Here is a 21202-nt window from a genome sequence, read left to right as displayed (position 1 = left end):
CGCCGATGCCGATGCTGATGCTGATGCTGATGCTGACGCCGATGCCGATGCTGACGCCGATGCTGATGCTGACGCCGATGCTGACGCCGATGCTGATGCTGACGCCGATGCTGACGCCGATGCTGATGCTGACGCAGATGCAGACTCTGACTCGGATGCCGACAGTGATTCGGATGCGGATTCTGACTCCGACGCAGACAGTGATTCTGACTCAGATAGTGACTCAGACTCAGACAGTGATTCCGACGCAGACAGTGATTCTGACTCAGATAGTGATTCCGATGCAGACAGTGACTCAGACGCAGATAGCGACTCAGATTCAGATAGCGACTCAGATGCGGACAGCGATTCTGATGCCGACAGTGATTCAGATGCCGATAGTGACTTGGACGCAGACAGTGACTCGGATGCCAAAAGTGGTTCAGGCGCCGACAGTGATTCGGAGGCAACTTCTAATGTCGATAATGACGCTGGCAGTGGTTATGATTCAGATGCAAATGATAACTTAGTTGATGTTAGTGACTTAGATGGAGATTCTGGTTTAGCTACAAACAATAATGAATATAGCCAAGATCTAAGAAATGTTAATTCGGCTAATAGTAATGTTTCTACTTCTGTTACAAGTACTGACTCAGAAAGTCAAGTTACTGATAACGAGAAAAATGATGATAAATTACCGGATACGGGAGAAGAAAAATCTAACAATGGTACTTTATTTGCAACATTATTAGCAGGATTGGGATCGATTATCTTATTCAGTAGAAGAAGATATAAAAAGAAAGAATAATGATTGCTGAATCTTGATTATGGCTAGGACAACATAGTTTGTCCTGGCCTCAATTTTTTATAACAATTGAATTTATAGTTACATATAATCTAAACCTATGATTGCTATTATCTATTAATATTTAGGGGCGTTTATTTAATGAAATACACAATAAAAGAAATTTCTAATATTCTTAATTCACCTATACTAGATCCTTCAGGTAAAGAAGAACAAATTATTACTAATTTTGAATATCAAGCTATCCATTTAAATAATACAGAAACAGCTTTCTTTTCAATTAGTTCAAATTCTTGGTCAAAGTTTCTTGGAAGAAAAAGTAAATTAACAGATGGGAATAAACAAATTAATAAAAACATTAAAAATATCGGTCTTATCATAACCGAAGAATACATAGAGGGACTCAATTTCAAAATTCCTCAAATCATAGTTGAAAATAGTATTGAAGCACTCAAAACTTTGGCTGTAACAATAAGAGAAAATTATAAGAATCCGATTGTAGCTATTACAGGATCAATGGGTAAAAGTTCTACAAGGCTTATGGTTGCGCAAGCTTTGAAAAATTATAAAGTATTAGAAAATAGAGCTAATAGTAATACGAGAAGTGCTGTTTTATTGCAAATGTGCAAATTGGCAAGTAATCCTGATTTTGCAATATTTGAAGTTTCGTTAAATGCTTTAAATAATAGAGGCAATTTTTCATTAATATTAAAACCAGATATAGCTATTGTAACGGGAATAGGTTCTGCGCATTTATCGACTATAGGTAGTGAGGTTGATATAGCAAACTTTAAAAGTAGAATCTTTTATGGATTGAAGGAGTCAGGTATAGCAATCATTAATCAAGGTACAATGCATTCAGATATTTTAATAGAAAATGCACAGAAAGCAACAGATAATATCATGACTTATGATCTGGAGCAGAATAAAGGAACTATAGAAATTTTAGGATACTCAATTAAGAAAGGTTACGCAGATATTAAATTAAAAGTTAAAGAAGAGAACATTAATTATGAATTATCATCTTTAAGTTTAGGAATGATTGAAAATTCATTAGCAGTAGTTCTGTGTTTAATGAATTTAAAAGTAGATTTATCAAGTTGTTTAAACCATTTAAAAGAATTTAAATCATTCAAAAAAGTACTTGAAATAAAAGAGGTAGAATCACAGAATAATACAATTACTTTGATTGATGATACACACAATGCGTCATTACCAGCAATGATTAATGCAATTGAAGCTTTTAACAGTCAATGTAAGTATTTCTCAGGTAATAAAATAATAGCTATTGGTAAAATAAGTGACTTAGGTGCTCAATCAAAAGAAATCCATAAAAAGTTAATTAAATATATCGAAGAGTCGAAAGCAGATTATGTATTATGTTTAGATGATGAAACGAGAGTAATTGTAAATAATACAAAGAATAAAAATATAACGTGGTATAACGATCCTGATTTATTGTTGAAAGATTTATTATACATGGCTAACAAAGATTCATTGATTTTACTAAAATCATCAGTTACTGATACTCAGTTTCCTAAAATTGCTCAAAAGTTACCTATAGAACTTAAAAAATTTAATACAGATTTGTCAGAGAATGATTATCCTACAGGTAAGAAGTTCAATCAATACGCATATCTAAAAATTTCAAATAAAACTGATCAAATAGTCGAAACATACAATGCTGAAAATTCTTCAACAATAAGTGGAATAGCGTCAGTACTTTATTACATCTATGCAAAAGGTAAAAATATTGAGAATAAAAATGTACAATTAAAAAAATGGCCAACTAATAAAGGGCGTTACTTAGAAGGTGCATCATTTTCAGTGAATAATGTTATTAATGCGATGTCTGATTCTCCTCATCCTTCACTAATTTATCAACTGTCAGATTTATTATTTGATAAAGAAAAGGATAGATTGAAGGTTATAAATGAATTTGTTCATAATTATAATTTGTCAAAATCTGCAGTCGTTAATTTAACAGGTAGGTATAGAAAAAAAGAAAGACAATCCTTCACTGTTTATGATTTATACAACTTATATATTAAACATAAAGATATTTTATTAAGTAACGATCATAAATTTGTTTTCGGAGATCAATACAAACACGGAATTATTAATAAAGGTGATTATACGTTAATTTATACTTCAGACAGCAGTGATAAATAATATAAAAATATTTAAAGGTTATTGAATAGAATTGCTATAATAGTATAAAAGCACAAATAATGGGGGATTAAATATGAATTTAAGTAAAGATATAGATAGAATTCTTGAGATGCATAAAACATATCCTAAACATGATGTTAGCTTTGTAAGTATAGGCAATCAGTACCAAAAGGCAATCGTAAGAGTTTTTAAGACTCAAAATAATATTAAAATAAATATTTTGAAGTTAGCGCAAGAATTTCGAAAGAAAACTGGAAAGAGCGCTAACTGGGTAAAGCTTGATTTTGTTATAGAAGAAGAAGTGATAGATTTTGATATATTAAAAGACGATTTAATCAATACAAGAAGAAACTATATTGATTACGGAATAGCATTAGATGACAATTGGGAATATGCTTTTTTATCAGATGAAATTAATGCAAATGCTTTTGTTAGACTATCAAAAGATAAAAAATCATTCATTTTATCTGAAGACAATATTAATAATTATTTGAAAAAGTATAAAGGTATTAAAGTACGTTATAGTCATCAACAATACGAAGGTGAACGTGTACGAAAATTTTATACAAAAGGTTATATTATAGAGGATAATGATGTGTATGCTCTTGATGAGCGAGGTTACACAAAAGGTCTAAGAGAAATAGACAACTTAAGTAGTGAAATCGATATGATGATTGAACATAGTACACATTATTTAAGTAATGAAATTGGTGAAGATGGCAAGTACCATTACGGGTATTTTCCACATTTCGATAAAAACATAGCATTTTACAATAACTTAAGACATTCATCATCAACATATGCTTTAATAGAAGGCTTAACATATTTAAATGAAGATATCACAATTGCAGAAAAAGCTATAGATTATTTAATCAATCATTATTTATATGAAACAGATGGCTTAGGTCATATATTTGACGATACTAAAAATGTAAATGAAATTAAATTAGGTCAGAATGCTGCGTTTATATTCGCAATTTGTGAATATTTAAAACATAATCCAAATAAAAAAGAATATCTTGAAGCTGCTCAAAAAGTGGCACGTGGTATTGAAACGATGATAGGCGAAGATGCTAAAACAGTACATGTTATTAACTACCCTGAATTAACTGTAAAGGAACAATATAGAATTATATATTACGATGGAGAAGCAGCATTAGCTTTATTAAGGTTATACCAAATAGATCATAATGAAAAATGGTTAAATATCGTTAAAAATCTATTTGAACGTTTTATTCAAAAAGATTATTGGAAGTATCACGATCATTGGTTAGGTTATTGTACGAATGAACTTGTACAAATCGATCCACAAGAAAAATATTTTAAATTCGGTATACAGAATGTGTCTAGCTATTTAGATTATATGTACCAAAGAGAAACAACTTTCCCAACATTTTTAGAAATGTTGATGGCTACATATCACTTAGTTGAATATGCTAAAGAATCAGGTTATGAATCTTTAGTAGAACAACATTTAGATGAAAAGAAATTTATAGCTACCATTCATAAACGTGCAGATTATCAAAGAACAGGGTTTTTCTATCCAGAAGTTGCGATGTATTTTAAGAATCCTTCAAGGATACTTCATTCATTCTTTATTAAACACCATGGCTATAGAGTAAGAATTGATGACATTGAACATTACTTATCTGGATATGTACAATATCAGAAAGTTTTTAAAGGATAAATAAATCCCCTCACTATCTGTCATCATCATATTGCTATCATCTTTTGTATGTTATAAAATATTGTAAAAATGACAATTTTTGTATAAAGGAATGGTTAGGGATATGGTGATTTCAGCTGATGGTATTATTGCTAAGATGAAAAATCAAAAGATTAATTATGATAAGGTTATGCGTAAAATGATTTCTGAATGGGAACGTTCTGAAACAAGACCTTCTATTTTAATTCATAGTTGTTGTGCACCTTGTAGTACTTATACGTTAGAGTTATTAACACAATATGCAGATGTTGCGATTTATTTTGCTAATCCAAATATTCATCCGAAAAGTGAATATGAGCGTAGGGCTAAAGTTCAAGAAACGTTTGTTGAACAGTTTAATGAGCGTACAAATTCAAATGTTAAATATATTGAAGCGGCTTATGAACCTCATGAATTTATGAAAATGGTTAAAAGTAAAGATTTAGCTGATGAAAATGAAGGTGGGCTAAGATGTACGGCTTGTTTCGAAATGCGTTTAGAACTCGTTGCAGAAGCGGCAGCTGATCTTGGATATGATTATTTCGCAAGTGCGTTAACGTTATCACCTAAGAAAAATGCACAATTGATAAATGAACTTGGTATGGATGTTCAAGATTTATATCATGTTTACTATTTACCGAGTGATTTTAAGAAGAACAAGGGGTATGAAAGATCGATTAAAATGTGCAATGAGTATGAAATTTTTAGACAATGCTATTGTGGTTGTGTGTTTGCAGCTATGAAGCAAGGTATAGATTTTAAAGAAGTGAATAAACAGGCAAAAGCTTATTTAGAATCATGTAATAAAAGTTGCATGTAATTTTATTTGCAATCCCATGATAAAACAGATATGTTGAAAGAGTATAGAAATTAAATAATTTTAAACCACTGGGGAGCGGGACAGAAATCTAATTTATATAAAAAGATTTCGTAGTCCCACCCCGGCAAGGATGACTAGAGTTGAAAAAGCTTGGTACAAGCGCATTTCAATTCAGTCATCTACTGCCAATATATATATAATAAGTCTGGGTATCTATATTATGTCCCAGACGTTTTTATTATTAAGGAGGATTTATAAATGAAATTTACAGATAGAGTATTCAATAGAGTTGAACCCATATGGCAATCTTATATGGAACATCCTTTTATTATAGGATTAGGTGATGGCACGTTAGATCAAGATAAATTTAAACATTGGTTGAAACAAGATTATATATATTTAATAGAATATGCGAGACTATTTTCAATCGGTGCAGCTAAATCAACTGACTTAAAAATGATGGCGACTTATGCTGATTTAGCGAATGGTACATTAAATACTGAAATGTCATTACATCGAGGTTATGCTAAGCAATTTGGTATTACAGAAGCGGAATTAGAAGAGACAGAACCTGCTCAAACGACTGTTGGCTATACGAGTTATATGTTGAATATGGCACAACAAGGTGGTATAGAGAATGTTATTGCAGCTATTTTGACATGTACTTGGAGTTATAATTATATAGGGTTAAAATTAGTTGAAATTGAAGGAGCATCAGACCATCCTTTATATGGAGAATGGATCAATATGTATGCTTCAGACGAATTTAGTCAGTACAAGGAAGATTGTATACAGTTGATGGATCAAGTTGCAGAAGGTAAGACTGAAGCAGAATTACAACGCTTAGAAGACATTATCGTTAAAACAAGCTACTATGAATATATGTTCTGGGATATGGCTGAACATTTAGAAACATGGCCAGTACCGATTAAATAAATAATTAAGACAGAAGCGTGCACAACGCTTCTGTCTTTTTAATACTATTATTTGCCTTCATAGGCTTTTATTAAAGTTTCTACATCGAATTTCTTCATTTTAAGAAATGCTTTTGTAACGTTACTGATTTGTTCTGGTGTACCTTCTTCTGCCATTTGGTCCATGATTTTAGGGACAATTTGCCAAGAGACACCGAATTGATCTTTAACCCATCCGCATTGTTCTGCTTCTGGTACAGTAGATAATTTATCCCAATAATAATCAATTTCTTGTTGGTCTTCTAAAAATAGCATTAACGAAATACCTTCATTTAAGTTGAATTCGTGTTTATGTGCGCTATCAAGTGCGACAAAATATTGGTCTTCTAATTTGAATTCGGCATGAGCGAGTGTATCTGGCTTGTCTGGATCCATGCCTTCTGGATAATAAAATTTACTAATATCACCACTATTTTTAAATACGCTTGTGTAGTAGTTAATCGCTTCTTCAGCTCTACCTACATTATTATTAATGAACATAAATGACGGTCTAATACGATCGTCGAATGGTTGATCTGTAATGAGGAGTTGCCATGAAACACCAAACTGATCTTCCAACCAGCCATATTTTTCACTAAAGTCATAAGTATCAAGTTCCATCATAATTTTCCCGTTGTGTGCAAGTGCAGTCCAAACTTTGTCGAGCAATGCTGCTTCAGATTGATTGAAAAGAACTGTAAATGATATGGAAGGATTTTTTGTGAAATAAGGACCCGCATTGATTGCCATAAATTTATAACCAAAAATATTAAAAGTGAGCTGTTTTGCATCTCCGGATGGTGTATCTGTAAACGTTACATCTGAAATGATTTCTGATTCTGGAAAAGTTTGCATATAATAATCGACGGCTTCTTGCGCTTCATTATCGAACCATAAATGCGGAACAATTCTTTGATTATTCATTTCTTCATCTCCTCAATCCTTTTTACTTATTATACCCATCGTGATAAATATAAACATTTAGTTCATTGAGAGTTTATTGATTTGTGTACCATCATGGTTAAAATTACTTTCATCTAGCCATTCTTCATAATGTTTTTTGATAGATGGCCATTCTTTATCTATGATAGAGAACCAATTTGTATCGCGGTTTCTTCCTTTATATACGAGTGCTTGTCGAAAAGTACCTTCATATTTGAAACCAAGTCTTTCGGCAGCGTGTTTTGAAGGTGCATTATAACTATCACATTTCCATTCATAACGTCTATATTTTAAAGTTTCAAAAACGTATTGAGCAAGTAAATATTGTACTTCAGTAGCAATTCGCGTTCTTTTTAGTAGTGATGAATAATGAATGTGGCCAACTTCTATCGTTGAAGCTTTAGGATTAATTCTTAAAAGTGACATTATTCCTAATGCTTGATGTGTTTCTTTGTCGACAATCGCAAAGAAATAAGGATCTTTAGAAATAATTCTTTCTTCGATTAATAGAGTAAATGAAGCTTTATCATGAATTGGTTCATGAGGTAAATAAGTCCAGTTTGCATCATTTTCTGATGAACATAATAAAGCAAATAACTGATCGATATGACTTTCATTTAAATGTTCAAGTTTACTGTACTTACCTTCAATCATATCAATACTAGGCATATTTGGTTCTTTAAATGATTCGATTTCATCACCAATTGGTTGATTAAAAGTATTATATCTCATAAAAAATCCTCCTTTATTTTTATCATAGCATAAAATAAAGGAGGTGAAATTTACAAGCGCGAGGACTGATGCATAAATTTAGTAACGCTTAAGTAAACTAAATGAACAATGATTAGACTTGCGACAGTATCAGAAAAGAAGTGTGCACTTAAATAAATTCTTGAACACATCATAGATAAAATTAATATAGCAGTAATCCATTTGACCGTTACATGATTGTATAACGCAAGTATTAGAAAAATAGCTACAAATAACGTTAGTGTATGCATGCTTGGAAAGCTGTATCCATCAATTAAATCAGATGGTCTTGGTCGTTGAATAATATACTTTAACGCTGTTCCGATAAATAGTGATGAGAAAGAGAAGATGAAATACTGAAGCAAATTTCTTCTATTATAAAAGTATAATCCAATTAATAATATGCATATTAATATACCACTATGTAAAGGTGAAAATAAAAATGAAATAATCGATAAGTAATTATGTAATCTAAATGCTAATGTTTCGGTTTGAATAAATTGATAGACATACTGATCAATAGGATTTATATAATTTGTAAAAATCAATGACACGATTAAAATTAATAAAATAGCATAACAAATAATGAGCTTGGAATCTTTCTTCATTGTGCGTAAAGCTCCTTTGAACGTAAATATTTAGACTTTTTTCTATTGTAAATATAAAAATAATTTTAGACAATAGGACTTTAGGACTACCTAAATATCATTTAGTATTCTACTTAAAAGTGCTATCATGGTAATTATAAATAAAAAATAGGAGTGTGACTATGAAGCTAACAAGAAAAGGTAAAGTAACAATTATAATTGCAGCTCTCGTCTTAATTGCTGGTATATTTGTAACAGTAAAAGTGATTAATATAAATAACAAAGTTTATCAACCGATTAATAAACAAGATACAAAACACGTGAAAGAAAAAATTAAAAACAATAAGCCGATTTCTATCGCGATTTTTGGTGTAGATTCTAACAAAGAAAGAGAATCTGAAAATATAGGTGAACGAACGGATTCAATTATGTTAGCTTCAATAAATCCTAAAACTAAAACAACGAAACTCGTTAGTGTTCCACGTGATATGGCAGTAAATATTCCTGGATATAGTAGTCATGATAAAGTCGCACATGCATATGCATACGGTGGCTCAAAAACAGCAGTACAAACATTAAAAAATGAATTCAATATACCGATAGATGGGTATATAACAGTAGATATGGATGGCTTTAAAAAGACAATCGATGCCCTAGACGGTGTAAATGTTAAAAGTAATAAATCATTTACTTTTAACGGTACAAAATTTAAAGCTGGAGAGAAAGTGAAATTAAATGGTCAAGAAGCATTAGACTTTGTACGAAGTCGTAAAGAAGCGGGTGCTGGAGATGATGAAGGAAGACAAGAAAGACAACGTATTGTAATAGAAGCAACAAGTAAAAAGCTTAAAAATAATTTAAATGTCAATAATTTCAACGAGTTGATGAATGTTGCTCAAGATAACATTACAACAAGCTTTAATTTAAATGACACAAGAAAACTAATTACTGACTATAAAAGTGCAACAGAACATTTTGAGAAGATATCTATCGATGGTGTGAATCAAATAGAGAATGATGGTATTTGGTATTTCGAAGCAGATAAAGATGCGAAACAACAAATTGTCAAAACGTATAAAAATAATTTAAAAAGCTAGCATATTTATGTTTCAATATACTTAATATGAAATGGGGCTATCTAAGTGACTTCAATTAATGAAATGAAAATCAAACAAAATATAAATCATCTTATTCAAAATTACGGTATTCAGTTATTAAATTATATGAGTGATTGTGAAAGAGAAGAAAAAGCATTACTTTCAGTGTTTGATAAAGTGGATGATCAAATTATTAAAGCATCTCTAGAATTGTTGAAGCAAAATAATCTTATAAATATTAGAACTGAAGAGATTATGCCCCCGAACATCTATTATCATCTTACGAAAAATGGCGAGTTGATTTTACAGATGATTTATAAGTTCGAATCATTAAACTTTGAGTAGGGTACATAATAATAAAATTGCTGTTGTTTTGAAGTTTGATTAATTTTTAATACAATAACACATAGGAGGGATCGTCATGAATAAAGATTGGCAATCACAATTACCTATAGATGATATTAAAGAACTCATACCAGTTAGTGGTGGAGATGTGAATGAAGCATATAGAATTGAAAGGCAAAGTGGAACGGATTTTCTACTTGTTCAACATAATAGAAGCGAAGATTTTTATGCTGCAGAAATTGCTGGATTAGAAGCATTTGAAGAAGCGGGCGTTACGGCACCTGTTGTTAAAGGTTATGGTCAAATTAACGGAGATGCATATTTAATATTGAGTTATCTTGAAGAAGGTCGTCGAGGTAGCCAAAGTGAACTCGGCAAACTTGTAGCGAAATTGCATAGTCATTATCAACAGGATGGTAAATTTGGATTTCATTTACCTTATCATGGTAGTGATATTACGTTCGAAAATGGTTGGAAAGATACATGGATTAATATATTTGTCGAGCAACGCTTAGATCAACTGAGAGACGAAATTGTAAGGCGAGGACTTTGGTCCAAGGACGAACTTCAACAATTTGAACAAGTACGTACAGTCATTATTGAAGCCTATACAGAACATAAAAGCAAACCTTCATTACTACATGGAGACTTGTGGGCAGGCAATTATATGTTCTTATCTAACGGGGAACCTGCATTATTTGATCCTTCTCCATTATACGGAGATCGTGAATTTGATTTAGGAGCAACAAGAGTCTTTGGTGGTTTCACGGAAGCCTTTTATAAAGCTTATGATGAAGCATTACCATTAAGTAAGGGTGCAAATGAAAGAATTAAATTTTATGAACTATACTTATTAATGGTTCACTTAGTGAAGTTTGGTTCAATGTATGCAGGTAGTGTACAGAGAACAATGGATGACATATTAAATGATAAGTAAAAAGGATTGGGATAAAAATTTATCCCAATCCTTTATTTATGTTGTTGATATTGTATAGTTGCTGTTAAATGAACATCCTCTTTACCGATATTACGATAAGTATGTGTTACGTCAGATTCAAAACGGATAGCATCATCTTGACGAACTGTGTGTTTAACGCCATTGATATCGACTTCAAGTATGCCACTATGAACAATGATATATTCTTCAGATCCATTGTGATGTCCTTCTGATATCATTTCAGCTCCACTGAGTAAAATCATATTAAACATTTCAAAATTTTTATCTATATTAAATGGGAAATATGGGTATATTGTGACGGATTGATTATCGTTATATATAGGTGTGATGTCTGATTTAGACACGCAATTAATGTTATCTTCTTTGTTAGAAATTAAATCGGATATAGGTAAATGTAAGCCATTTGCTATTTTCCATAAAGTTGTAATGGTAGGATTAGATTGTCCATTCTCAATTTGATTGAGCATTGTTTTACTAACGCCTGTCAATTTAGATACTGTACTTAGGCTTAATTGTTGCGATATTCGGTACTGTGATAAATTATGCGCAACAATTGTATGGATATCTTTCATAAATATAAACACTCCTATTTACTTTATAACGAACGCGATGTACAATATAATGTGTTCTTTATAACGAACGTTAAGAACAGTATAACAGAAATTCAGTTTAAGGAGATAATAAAAAGATGGATCATATAAATAGAAATAAAAAACAAAGTTTAATATTATTTATTGGCATCTTATTAATTGGAGCAAGTTTAAGAGCACCTATTACTTCAGTAGGGATTGCGCTACCTTCAATTAGAGATACTTTAAATTTATCCAATACATCTGTCAGTTTAATTACGATTATTCCGTTACTTTCATTTGCGGTTATTTCACTATTCGCTGCTAAAATTAGCCACAAATTCGGATTAGAGCGTACAGTTTTTGGAGCACTTATATTAATATGTGTAGGTATTGCTTTAAGAGCGATTACAGGCGTGTCTTGGTTATATGTCGGTACGATATTAATAGGTGTAGGTATTGCGTTTGGAAATGTGTTAACGCCAGGTATTATTAAAATGAACTTCCCTTTACGTATAGGTATCATGACAGGTTATTACACAGTTGTGATGAATATATTTGGAAGTGTTTCATCATATGTTACAGCACCACTTGTTAAACATTTTAACTACAACATAGCAATCAGTTTAATAGGTATTGTAACGTTTATAGGTATTATTACATGGTCATTCCAGTTAAATAAACATGAAACGGTTAATAGTTCTCAAACCACGACAAATATAAATGTTTGGAAATCACCATTGTCATGGCAAATTACGCTATTAATGGGTGGTCAGTCAATGATATTTTATTCATTGATAAATTGGTTACCTGAATTTTTATTAAGTCATGGTACACCGATTAATGAAGCGGGGATTTATTTATCTATTCTTCAATTAGCCATTATTCCATTAACTTTTGTTACACCTATATTTGCTGAAAAATTGAAGAACCAAGTTCTGATTACTTTTGTGACGGGATTACTCTTCGTATTAGGTATATTAACATTAATGTTACAACCTAACTGGGCATTTTTAGGTATTATATTGATTGGTGTTGCCAGTGGTTTGGCATTTGGTCTTGTAAATACATTCTTTGGATTAAGAACAGAAAATGGTTTAACGGCAGCCAAATTATCAGGTATGTCACAGTCTGTAGGGTATTTATTTGCTGCGATTGGTCCATTACTATTCGGTATACTTCACGATGTTACAAACAGTTGGAATACGTCGTTTGGAATACTGCTTGTTACTTCAATTATCATTATGATTATAGGATCACGTGCTGGTAGAAACATCACAATAGAACAAACTTTAGGAGCGAGACATTAAATTAATGTCTCGGTTTTTTTTTCTATTTATTAATTATAAATAAATTACAATATTATGAACAAAATACATATAATTTTATAAAAAAAGGAAAACGCTTTCTAGTAGTGCTTTATTTTCTGATTATTTATAGTATAATTGTCCCATGAAGTTTGAATAAAATTAAATAGATAAATCTTAACTGAAAAGTTTTAATGAGGAGTGACACGAAAGAATGGAAGACAATCATTTAAAAAGGGGTCTGAGTTCACGTCAAGTACAGATGATTGCACTTGGTGGAACAATAGGTGTTGGTTTGTTTATGGGTGCTTCAAGCACTATAAAATGGTCGGGACCATCTGCAATACTCGCTTATTTAGTAGCAGGCCTTTTCTTGTATTTAGTAATGAGAGCAATGGGAGAATTAGTTTATTTGTATCCAACTACAGGATCATTCGCCAACTATGCGAGTGATTATTTACATCCAGTAGCTGGTTATGTGACAGCTTGGAGTAACATATTCCAGTGGATAGTAGTAGGTATGAGTGAAGTAATCGCTGTTGGTCAATATATGCAATACTGGTGGCCAGATTTACCAACGTGGATACCAGGGGTAATAGTAGTTGTAACTTTAGCTGCAGCAAATTTAGCGTCAGTTAAAGCTTTCGGTGAATTTGAATTCTGGTTTGCAATGATTAAAGTTGTAACAATTATTTTAATGATTATAGCTGGTTTCGGTCTAATCTTCTTTGGACTTGGAAATGGCGGGAATGCTATAGGATTAGGAAACTTAACAGAACATGGTGGTTTCTTCCCTAAAGGTATCGTAGGTTTCTTCTTTGCATTATCAATGGTTGTAGGTTCATATCAAGGTGTTGAATTAATAGGTATTACAGCTGGTGAAACGAAAGATCCACAGAAAAATATTAAAAAAGCCGTTAATGGTGTAATTTGGCGTATTTTAATCTTTTACATAGGTGCAATTTTCGTTATTGTAACAGTTTATCCATGGGATCAATTAGGTAACGTAGGTAGTCCATTTGTTGCAACATTTGCAAAAGTAGGTATTACGATTGCTGCAGGATTAATTAACTTCGTTGTTATAACAGCAGCAATGTCAGGTTGTAACTCGGGTATTTTCAGTTCAAGCCGTATGATTTATACATTAGCTCAAAAAGGACAAATGCCTCGTATTTTCACTAAAGTTATGAAAACAGGGGTACCATTCTTTGCAGTATTAGCCATTTCAATTGGTATTTTTGTAGGTGTTATTTTAAATATCGTATTACCATTAGTAATTGATGGTTCTGAAAATATCTTTGTATATGTATACAGTGCATCAATACTACCAGGTATGGTTCCTTGGTTTATGATTTTATTTAGTCATATTCAATTTAGAAGACATCATTCAGATGAAATTAAAGATCATCCATTCAAGATGCCGTTCGCACCATACTCTAACTATTTAACATTAGGATTCTTTATCTTAGTATTAATCGGTATGTTGTTCAATTCAGAAACACGCGTTTCTGTTATTATCGGTATTGTATTCTTATCAGTAATGGCAATCGTATACTTCTTAAGAGGATATCATAAAGAAGACAAAGGTGAATATTAAGCCTTTAACATAAAGCGTCTAGAACAGAAATGTTCTAGACGCTTTTTCGTATTTTTCAGAAATATGGGGTGAGGGCGATGCTGATAGGAAGGAGAACATTGCAAGTGGGCTGCGACAAGCAATATTCAGGACCTCGTATTTATCAAGACTGGTGAAACAAGATAAATAGACGCCTTGTATTTATCAAGACTGGTGAAACAAGATAAATAGGAGCCCTGTATTTATCAAGACTAGTGAAACAAGATAAATAGACGCCTTGTATTTATCAAGACTGGTGAAACAAGATAAATAGACGCCTTGTATTTATCAAGACTGTGCAAACAAGATAAATAGGAGCCCTGTATTTATCAAGACTGTGCAAACAAGCAACTTAGAGCCTCCTCATCCTCACATTTTCCATATGAAAGAGACTGGCACATTTAATGCACCTGTCTCTTTTTTTAATATGAATAATGTATGGTCATTGATTTTGATGTATTGCTTTAATAAAGTCTACAAATTTTTCTCGGAATTGTTTATTTTGTGCATGCATACATACTTCGACTTTTCCTTCATCGCTAAATTCAGTGTATGTACATCCTGCTGCTTGTCCTTCAGTTATGACAGATACATTGGCACGTTGTGTTGTAAACATTTCTGGATATAATAAGTAGAAGATTGTACATAAGTCATGAATGATATGTTCATGTTCTTCACCGGCATTTACATCGTTGTATGAAGATAACATATCTATAATGACCTTTCCAATGTCTCCTTGTGTTTGAATGATATTTAAATCATCTTTATTAATCATAGTTTCTCTCGTTACATCAAGTCCACACATTACGATTGGAATATCTTGATCAAAGACAATTTTTGCTGCATGTGGGTCTACAAAAATATTAAATTCTGCAACTGGCGTAGCATTTCCACCAACTGCTGCACCGCCCATTAACACGATTCGTTTAATGTTTTTTTTAGTTTCAGGAAATAGTGAGAATAACAGCCCTATATTAGTTAGTGGTCCAATTGGTACGAGAGTAATAGGTTCTTCAGAATTCAAGATAGTATCTCTCATTGCGATAACAGCATGTTCTTCTAGTAATTCATTATGTAAAGTGGTCTTAATTTGAGCATTACCTATACCATTTTGACCATGTACATGTTCTGCTGTTTCAAGCTTATTGATGAGTGGTTTATCTACACCTTTAGCGACTGGCGTATTTGAATGAAAGTAATTTACAATATCTAATGCATTTTGAGTTGTTCGTTCAATGCCTACATTACCTCCAATAGTTGTGATTAATCTAACATCTAATTCTTTACTATGTAGTGCTGCAGAAATCGCTATAATATCATCTATTCCAGGGTCCGTGTCTATAATAATCGGGATTGTCATGTTGTTCGCTCCTTTATCGGTATGATATATATAGTATAACAAAGTACAATTATAATTACGGAATGAACGATTAATAACCCTTTTTGAAAATAAGACAGAAGGCAGAGTACCCTCTTAAAAATAAATGACGTATTGTTAAAAAAGTATATAATGGTGTTAAAGGTTATTATTATGCGTTTGCAACTTCAAGTTGCTTGGGGTGCAAACTATAGTATCGGGATATTTTAAAGTAGTCGTTATATAGTAAACATAAGGAGTTGGTTGATATGAATATTGGAGCTAAAATTAAAGAAGAGAGAGAAATTAATGGATGGTCTCAAAAAGAACTCGCTAACAAATTACATGTCACAAGACAAAGTGTTTCTAAATGGGAACTCGGTAAAGTATATCCAGGTATAGATATATTGGTGCAAATGAGTGATATCTTTGATGTATCTTTAGATGAGTTAATCAAAGGGGATAAAAATTTAAAGCACACGATTATTGAGACTTATCGAAATGAACCTAATCATAATTATTATGATCGTCCGATGAATGGATGGGAGTTCTTATCAAGATTTTGGTGGCTCGTATTTCCATTCGGAGGTATTATAATAGGTATCATTAATGCACTCGTACAATAAACAGAAGAGGTGATGAATATGGATAAACAATTATATATAGCACATGGCTATACTGCAGACAGTAAAAAGCATTGGTTTAAATGGTTAACAGAACAATTTGAAGATATAGATAGTAAAATTTTAGACTTTCCTAATTCATCAAACCCTGTGTTAGAAGATTGGAATAAAACTTTATTAGATGAAGTAGATATATCGAGTGGAAATAATGTAATCGTTGCACATAGTTTAGGTGTAGTGACGGTATTAGATTATCTATCTAGATATGAAGGAGAATGGAATGTTAAAGGACTTGTTCTTGTAGCAGGCTTTTATGAAAAGATTCCTAACTTAAATAAAATTGATGCTTATATGGATCAAACACAAGTAGATTTTGAAAAGATTATTAAACAAGTCCCAAACATTGTAAGTGTCATAGCATCTAATGATCGTTTAGTTCCACGTCATTTAAGTGAGCGATTAGCAGAAAGACTTCAATCTGAAGAAGTTATCATTCAGCATGTTGGCCATTTCTGTGATTCAGACGGTTATACTGAGTTTCCAGAAGTTGCTGAAATCGCAAATGATATGTTTAATAAATAAAATATACAAAAAACGCCCCCGGCTATTGCCGGGGGCGTTGGATTAATGTGTTGAATAAAATTTTAATACTGCTTTTATATTATGCAGTTACCCATTGTGAAGCGCCTGCAGTGTTATATAATTTAACAGCTGCTGCATCTTGTACTGATTCTGGAGCTTCTGTTGGAGATACACCTTTATATTCTGCTGGTGCTACTGAATCCCAAGTGCTTTGTAAGAATTGGTATTTACCTGCTGCACCTGAAGATGGGTTAACAGCTTTTAAGTCTCCGCCAGATTCACGTTGAGCAATAAGTTTTAAGTGATCATTAACATTTACATTTGAACCTTCAGAAGCTGAAGATGAACTAGTAGATGTTTGAGTTGTTTGTGTAGTAGTTTCTTGTGTTTGTTGTGTTTCTTGTTTTGGTGCTTCTACTTGCTGAGGTGCTTCTTGAGTTGCTTGTTCATTAGCTGTGTTGTTTGCTGCTGGAGCTGGAGTTTGTTCAGCTACGTTTTCTTCAGCTACTGGTTGTTGTTGCTCAGCTACAGGAGCTTGAGTGCTTTCAGAGTCAGCTGCATTAGTTGCATGGTATTCCCAAGTAAAGTTTTGACCATCTGATTGGAAGTTATACTCGTAACCTTCTAATGTGAAGTTAATGTTATATGCGCCTTCTTGAATCGCATGTTCATTAAGTTCTGGTGCATTAGATTGAGCTAATTGAGCTAATTGCTCTTTATTTACGTCCTGTTCAGCTGCGTCTGCTACTTGTGTAGATGCAACACCTGTTGCTCCGATTGCTACTGCTAATGATGAAGTTAAAAATGCTTTTTTCATAATTTTAAAACCCTCCGAATAATTTTTTATTTATAGTATCTTTTTTAAGATGATAATTTCTTTGTTAGTTAAAAATTCTTCCCTAAAAATGGGACAAGACAACAATAACATATATAGAGGCTTTGTAAATTACAGTCAAATAACAAAAGATTACAATGTAGAAGAAATAATGTAATAATGAATTACACTCGTTATATTTTGTAATATTACACTTATATTTACCAATTGTATACAATTGGATGATGAAATAGTCGAATTTTATATAATCAACATGAATACTTTCATGACGGTTTTGAAAGGAGGTATATAAAATTTTAAATTCGATATAATTACTAAGAAATAAGTTCAGAGAATAAAAATGTAAAATTTTAGATGTGTAAAATTAATCAATATTTTTTGTTTATAAAAAGTTCATAGTAAGAACTGGATGTTTCCTATAATGCTTCTATATTTAGTCCGCGTATGCTTCAGAGTGATTATGTCGACAATAGACTGAATTGTCAGTAATATTACTGATGGTATACCTACAATCCCTTTGTGTAATACTTTTGATAACTTTGTAATATTATTGTAATATTAAGGTGTACAATTATACCAAAAGGGAGTGATGATAATGAATAAATTAACTAAATTAACAATTGCAACAGGAATTTCTTTCGGAACAATTTTTGGTATTGTAGATTTTCCTGGTCAAGACAGTCATGAGGTTGAAGCAGCAACAACACCTTACTACACTTATAAAGGTTACACTGGCCATGACGGTAGTTTTATTTTAGATTCAGCTTTCATCAATGCTTTAGTGTATAAGAACGTTACAATGAATAATTATAGAATCGTTCAGCCACAATCTTATGAAGGAAATATTTATACGCATAGAACATCATATGATCAAACATTCTATTTCGGTGGAAAATATGAAGAAGAATATGCTGCAAGTGCTAAATTCCCAGTGAAAAAGCATCACATTTCAAAAGCACAAATTCTTAAAGCTTACGGAAATGATTATACTATAGAAGAAACTCGTAACGGAGAAGAATATAGATTTCTAGTAGGTGGCAATCTTATCGTATTTACAATAGATAATAATTACGTCACAACTGTTAATATTGGTGAGAATTTAAAATAGCATAAAGACATTGAATTATTATTTTCACAACTATATAATGAAACTAACTTAAACGAACGGAGGTGTTTTAGATGTTTCATTTAGCTCATAGTTGCAGATTTTTCTTAATCGTACGCAACAAATTTGCGGATGTTCTTCCAAAATTGGCGGAGTATGTCTTTTTTGAAGAAAAATATAGCTATAAGGAATGTCTAACACCAGCTTCCTTATAGACCGATTTTGGAGGAAGCAAAATGAATATTATTAATATGTCTAAACTATCAAAGTCTTACTCAGGGGATCTCATCTTTGAGGATATTAAATATGACTTAAATGAAGGAGATTGTGTAGGACTAGTTGGAAGAAATGGTGAGGGTAAGAGTACATTATTGAAATTGATGGCTGGTGTCGAAGTGCCGACAGAGGGGCAAATAAGCTGGCAAAAGAACATTTCAATTGGTTATTTAAACCAGTTACCACAGTATGAAGAAGATAAAGAAATTTATGAATGTTTATCAGAAGTATTTAAAGAAATTAATCACATCTCTCAAAAAATGAAATTTTTAGAAGATGAAATGGCAAATAATACGAATGATTTAGAACGATTATTAAAACAATATGGCGCATTACAAGAAACATTCGAAGAAATAGGTGGGTATGAAAGAGACGCACTCATAAGAAGAGTCAGTCATGGTTTGAAAATTAATCAATTATTAAATCAAACGTGGGGGAAACTCTCTGGAGGAGAACGTACTAAAGTTGGCCTTGCTCAAATATTATTGCAACAGCCTAAACTACTATTATTAGATGAACCAACCAATCATTTAGATATTTCCTCTGTTGATTGGCTAGCAGATTTTATTAAACAATATAATGGTGCAGTTATGATCGTATCACATGATCGATACTTCTTAGATGAAACAGTCAATCAAATATTAGAAATCGATCAAGGACATCTGCACATTTATCACGGTAATTATAGTTATTTTGTTAAAGAAAAAGAAGCACGCATAATACGTCAATTTGAAGCATATCAGACACAACAGAAGAAAATTAAAAAAATGGAAGATTCCATTAAACAATTAAGGTTATGGGCGAGTCAAGCAAAGCCACCCAATGCAGCAATGTATAAACGTGCGAAAAGTATGGAAAAAGCATTAAATAGAATCAAGAGGTTAGATAAGCCAGTACTAGAAAATAAAAAAATGAATGTAAACTTAACAGAAGGACAACGTGTCTCAAACGATGTGATTGAATTCAAAAAAGTTTCTAAAATGTATGAAGATATACTATTCGAAGATATCGATTTACTTATTAGAAGAAAAGAACACGTATCCATTATAGGTAACAACGGTACAGGGAAAAGTACACTATTGAAAATGATGATGCAGCAAATAGAACCAGACGATGGAGAAGTTCATTGTGCTTCAAACTTAAGAATAGGTTACTTATCTCAACATACATTTGAAAATATAGAAAATCAAACAGTCATAGAAACCTTTAGAGATGTTGTGCATGTAACAGAAGGACAAGCAAGACACATACTTGCACAATTTATGTTCTATGGAGAAGATGTATTTAACACAGTTGAAAGTTTAAGTGGTGGAGAAAAAATGAGACTAAGGTGGGCACAAATCGTTAATCAAGACTTTAACGTGCTCATACTTGATGAACCAACAAACCATTTAGATATAGATTCAAAAGAAACAATAGAAGAAGCACTGTTAGAATATGAAGGTACTGTAATAGCCGTATCACATGATCGATATTTCTTAAATAAACTATTTGATATAACGTATTTACTACAAGATAAACAACTAACAAAATATGAAGGAAATTATGATTACGTAAAAGAGAAGTTATCATGATAGAAATAAAGCGACGCCCGAAATAGGCGTCGCTTTTCATATTTTGTATAGGATTTTGGACCTGCTAACGCTCAAGAGTGGAAAACAAGATCGTTAGAAATTCTAACGTCCAAGAAACCGAAACAAGATCGTTAGAGCGTGAGAACCAGCACAAAAACAGAAAAAATGTCGCTTTAACGCTCAAGAGTGGAAAACAAGATCGTTAGAAATTCTAACGTCCAAGAAACCGAAACAAGATCGTTAGAG

At 32.1% G+C, this 21202-nt stretch carries 20 protein-coding genes; 14 read left to right on the top strand and 6 right to left on the bottom strand.

Going from position 1 to position 21202, the window contains the following annotated elements; all coding sequences use genetic code 11:
* The 5 genes from LQ675_RS10380 to tenA form a co-directional block, all read left to right on the top strand.
* Nucleotides 1-787, top strand: a 787-nt coding sequence (locus tag LQ675_RS10380) for an LPXTG cell wall anchor domain-containing protein (RefSeq protein ID WP_239753253.1), incomplete at its 5' end; no start/stop codon positions are given.
* A gap of 138 nt (nt 788-925) precedes the next feature.
* Nucleotides 926-2956, top strand: coding sequence for a Mur ligase family protein (locus LQ675_RS10375; RefSeq protein WP_239727919.1), 2031 nt, complete (start codon nt 926-928; stop codon nt 2954-2956).
* Nucleotides 2957-3029: 73 nt separating this feature from the next.
* Nucleotides 3030-4643, top strand: a complete 1614-nt coding sequence (locus tag LQ675_RS10370) for a poly(glycerol-phosphate) alpha-glucosyltransferase (RefSeq protein WP_075578375.1) — start codon at nt 3030-3032, stop codon at nt 4641-4643.
* A gap of 106 nt (nt 4644-4749) precedes the next feature.
* The gene (locus LQ675_RS10365) at nt 4750-5481 is read left to right on the top strand and encodes an epoxyqueuosine reductase QueH (RefSeq protein ID WP_239727929.1); all 732 of its coding nucleotides are present in this window, start codon (nt 4750-4752) and stop codon (nt 5479-5481) included.
* 258 nt (nt 5482-5739) lie between these two features.
* Nucleotides 5740-6417, top strand: a complete 678-nt coding sequence (gene tenA, locus LQ675_RS10360) for a thiaminase II (protein WP_048540737.1) — start codon at nt 5740-5742, stop codon at nt 6415-6417.
* A 47-nt stretch (nt 6418-6464) separates the two neighbouring features.
* Here tenA and LQ675_RS10355 read toward each other — a convergent pair whose 3' ends face one another.
* From LQ675_RS10355 to LQ675_RS10345, 3 genes are read right to left on the bottom strand one after another with little or no spacing between them, the layout of a single operon-like run.
* Entirely contained in the window at nt 6465-7358 is an 894-nt protein-coding gene (locus LQ675_RS10355) for a VOC family protein (RefSeq protein WP_107610450.1), read from the bottom strand.
* 57 nt (nt 7359-7415) lie between these two features.
* Entirely contained in the window at nt 7416-8108 is a 693-nt protein-coding gene (locus LQ675_RS10350) for a GNAT family N-acetyltransferase (protein ID WP_107610449.1), read from the bottom strand.
* A gap of 50 nt (nt 8109-8158) precedes the next feature.
* Nucleotides 8159-8734, bottom strand: a complete 576-nt coding sequence (locus tag LQ675_RS10345; protein ID WP_078355220.1) for a phosphatase PAP2 family protein — start codon at nt 8732-8734, stop codon at nt 8159-8161.
* A gap of 161 nt (nt 8735-8895) precedes the next feature.
* Here LQ675_RS10345 and LQ675_RS10340 point away from each other — a divergent pair, with 161 nt between their 5' ends.
* The 3 genes from LQ675_RS10340 (at nt 8896) to LQ675_RS10330 (ending at nt 11092) form a co-directional block, all read left to right on the top strand.
* Nucleotides 8896-9810, top strand: coding sequence for an LCP family protein (locus LQ675_RS10340; protein ID WP_119493433.1), 915 nt, complete (start codon nt 8896-8898; stop codon nt 9808-9810).
* 45 nt (nt 9811-9855) lie between these two features.
* Nucleotides 9856-10155: a winged helix-turn-helix transcriptional regulator gene (locus tag LQ675_RS10335; RefSeq protein WP_239727916.1), complete on the top strand. Its 300-nt coding sequence runs from the start codon at nt 9856-9858 to the stop codon at nt 10153-10155.
* A gap of 76 nt (nt 10156-10231) precedes the next feature.
* Complete coding sequence (locus LQ675_RS10330; protein WP_239727913.1) at nt 10232-11092, top strand: fructosamine kinase family protein; 861 nt, start codon at nt 10232-10234, stop codon at nt 11090-11092.
* Between the two features lie 32 nt (nt 11093-11124).
* On the opposite strand, the gene LQ675_RS10325 is transcribed toward LQ675_RS10330, so the two are convergent.
* A complete protein-coding gene (locus tag LQ675_RS10325; protein ID WP_239727911.1) occupies nt 11125-11685 on the bottom strand; it encodes a helix-turn-helix domain-containing protein in 561 nt (186 codons plus the stop codon).
* A 116-nt stretch (nt 11686-11801) separates the two neighbouring features.
* Between LQ675_RS10325 and LQ675_RS10320 the strand changes: the two genes are divergently transcribed.
* Together LQ675_RS10320 and LQ675_RS10315 are read left to right on the top strand one after the other, a co-directional pair.
* Complete coding sequence (locus LQ675_RS10320; RefSeq protein WP_239727908.1) at nt 11802-12992, top strand: CynX/NimT family MFS transporter; 1191 nt, start codon at nt 11802-11804, stop codon at nt 12990-12992.
* A 211-nt stretch (nt 12993-13203) separates the two neighbouring features.
* Nucleotides 13204-14586 carry an amino acid permease gene (locus tag LQ675_RS10315; protein ID WP_239727906.1) on the top strand — a complete coding sequence of 461 codons (1383 nt, stop codon included), beginning with the start codon at nt 13204-13206 and terminating at the stop codon, nt 14584-14586.
* Nucleotides 14587-15046: 460 nt separating this feature from the next.
* On the opposite strand, the gene LQ675_RS10310 is transcribed toward LQ675_RS10315, so the two are convergent.
* On the bottom strand, nt 15047-15964 hold the full coding sequence (locus LQ675_RS10310) for a nucleoside hydrolase (RefSeq protein WP_048540755.1): 918 nt from the start codon (nt 15962-15964) through the stop codon (nt 15047-15049).
* 266 nt (nt 15965-16230) lie between these two features.
* Here LQ675_RS10310 and LQ675_RS10305 point away from each other — a divergent pair, with 266 nt between their 5' ends.
* A complete protein-coding gene (locus tag LQ675_RS10305; RefSeq protein WP_239727904.1) occupies nt 16231-16587 on the top strand; it encodes a helix-turn-helix domain-containing protein in 357 nt (118 codons plus the stop codon).
* An 18-nt stretch (nt 16588-16605) separates the two neighbouring features.
* Complete coding sequence (locus LQ675_RS10300; RefSeq protein ID WP_048540759.1) at nt 16606-17166, top strand: RBBP9/YdeN family alpha/beta hydrolase; 561 nt, start codon at nt 16606-16608, stop codon at nt 17164-17166.
* A 79-nt stretch (nt 17167-17245) separates the two neighbouring features.
* Here LQ675_RS10300 and LQ675_RS10295 read toward each other — a convergent pair whose 3' ends face one another.
* Complete coding sequence (locus LQ675_RS10295; RefSeq protein WP_048540761.1) at nt 17246-17983, bottom strand: transglycosylase family protein; 738 nt, start codon at nt 17981-17983, stop codon at nt 17246-17248.
* Nucleotides 17984-18596: 613 nt separating this feature from the next.
* Here LQ675_RS10295 and isaB point away from each other — a divergent pair.
* On the top strand, nt 18597-19109 hold the full coding sequence (gene isaB / locus LQ675_RS10290; RefSeq protein ID WP_152291969.1) for an immunodominant staphylococcal antigen IsaB family protein: 513 nt from the start codon (nt 18597-18599) through the stop codon (nt 19107-19109).
* Between the two features lie 233 nt (nt 19110-19342).
* Complete coding sequence (gene abc-f, locus LQ675_RS10285; RefSeq protein ID WP_239727902.1) at nt 19343-20956, top strand: ribosomal protection-like ABC-F family protein; 1614 nt, start codon at nt 19343-19345, stop codon at nt 20954-20956.
* The last annotated feature ends 246 nt before the right edge of the window (nt 20957-21202 follow it).

The sequence above is a fragment of the Mammaliicoccus sp. D-M19 genome, from assembly GCF_022386695.1.
Taxonomy (GTDB): domain Bacteria; phylum Bacillota; class Bacilli; order Staphylococcales; family Staphylococcaceae; genus Mammaliicoccus; species Mammaliicoccus sciuri.
The sequence above is the reverse complement of the archived record's forward strand: the minus strand, read 5'-3'. Positions and strand labels throughout refer to the sequence as shown.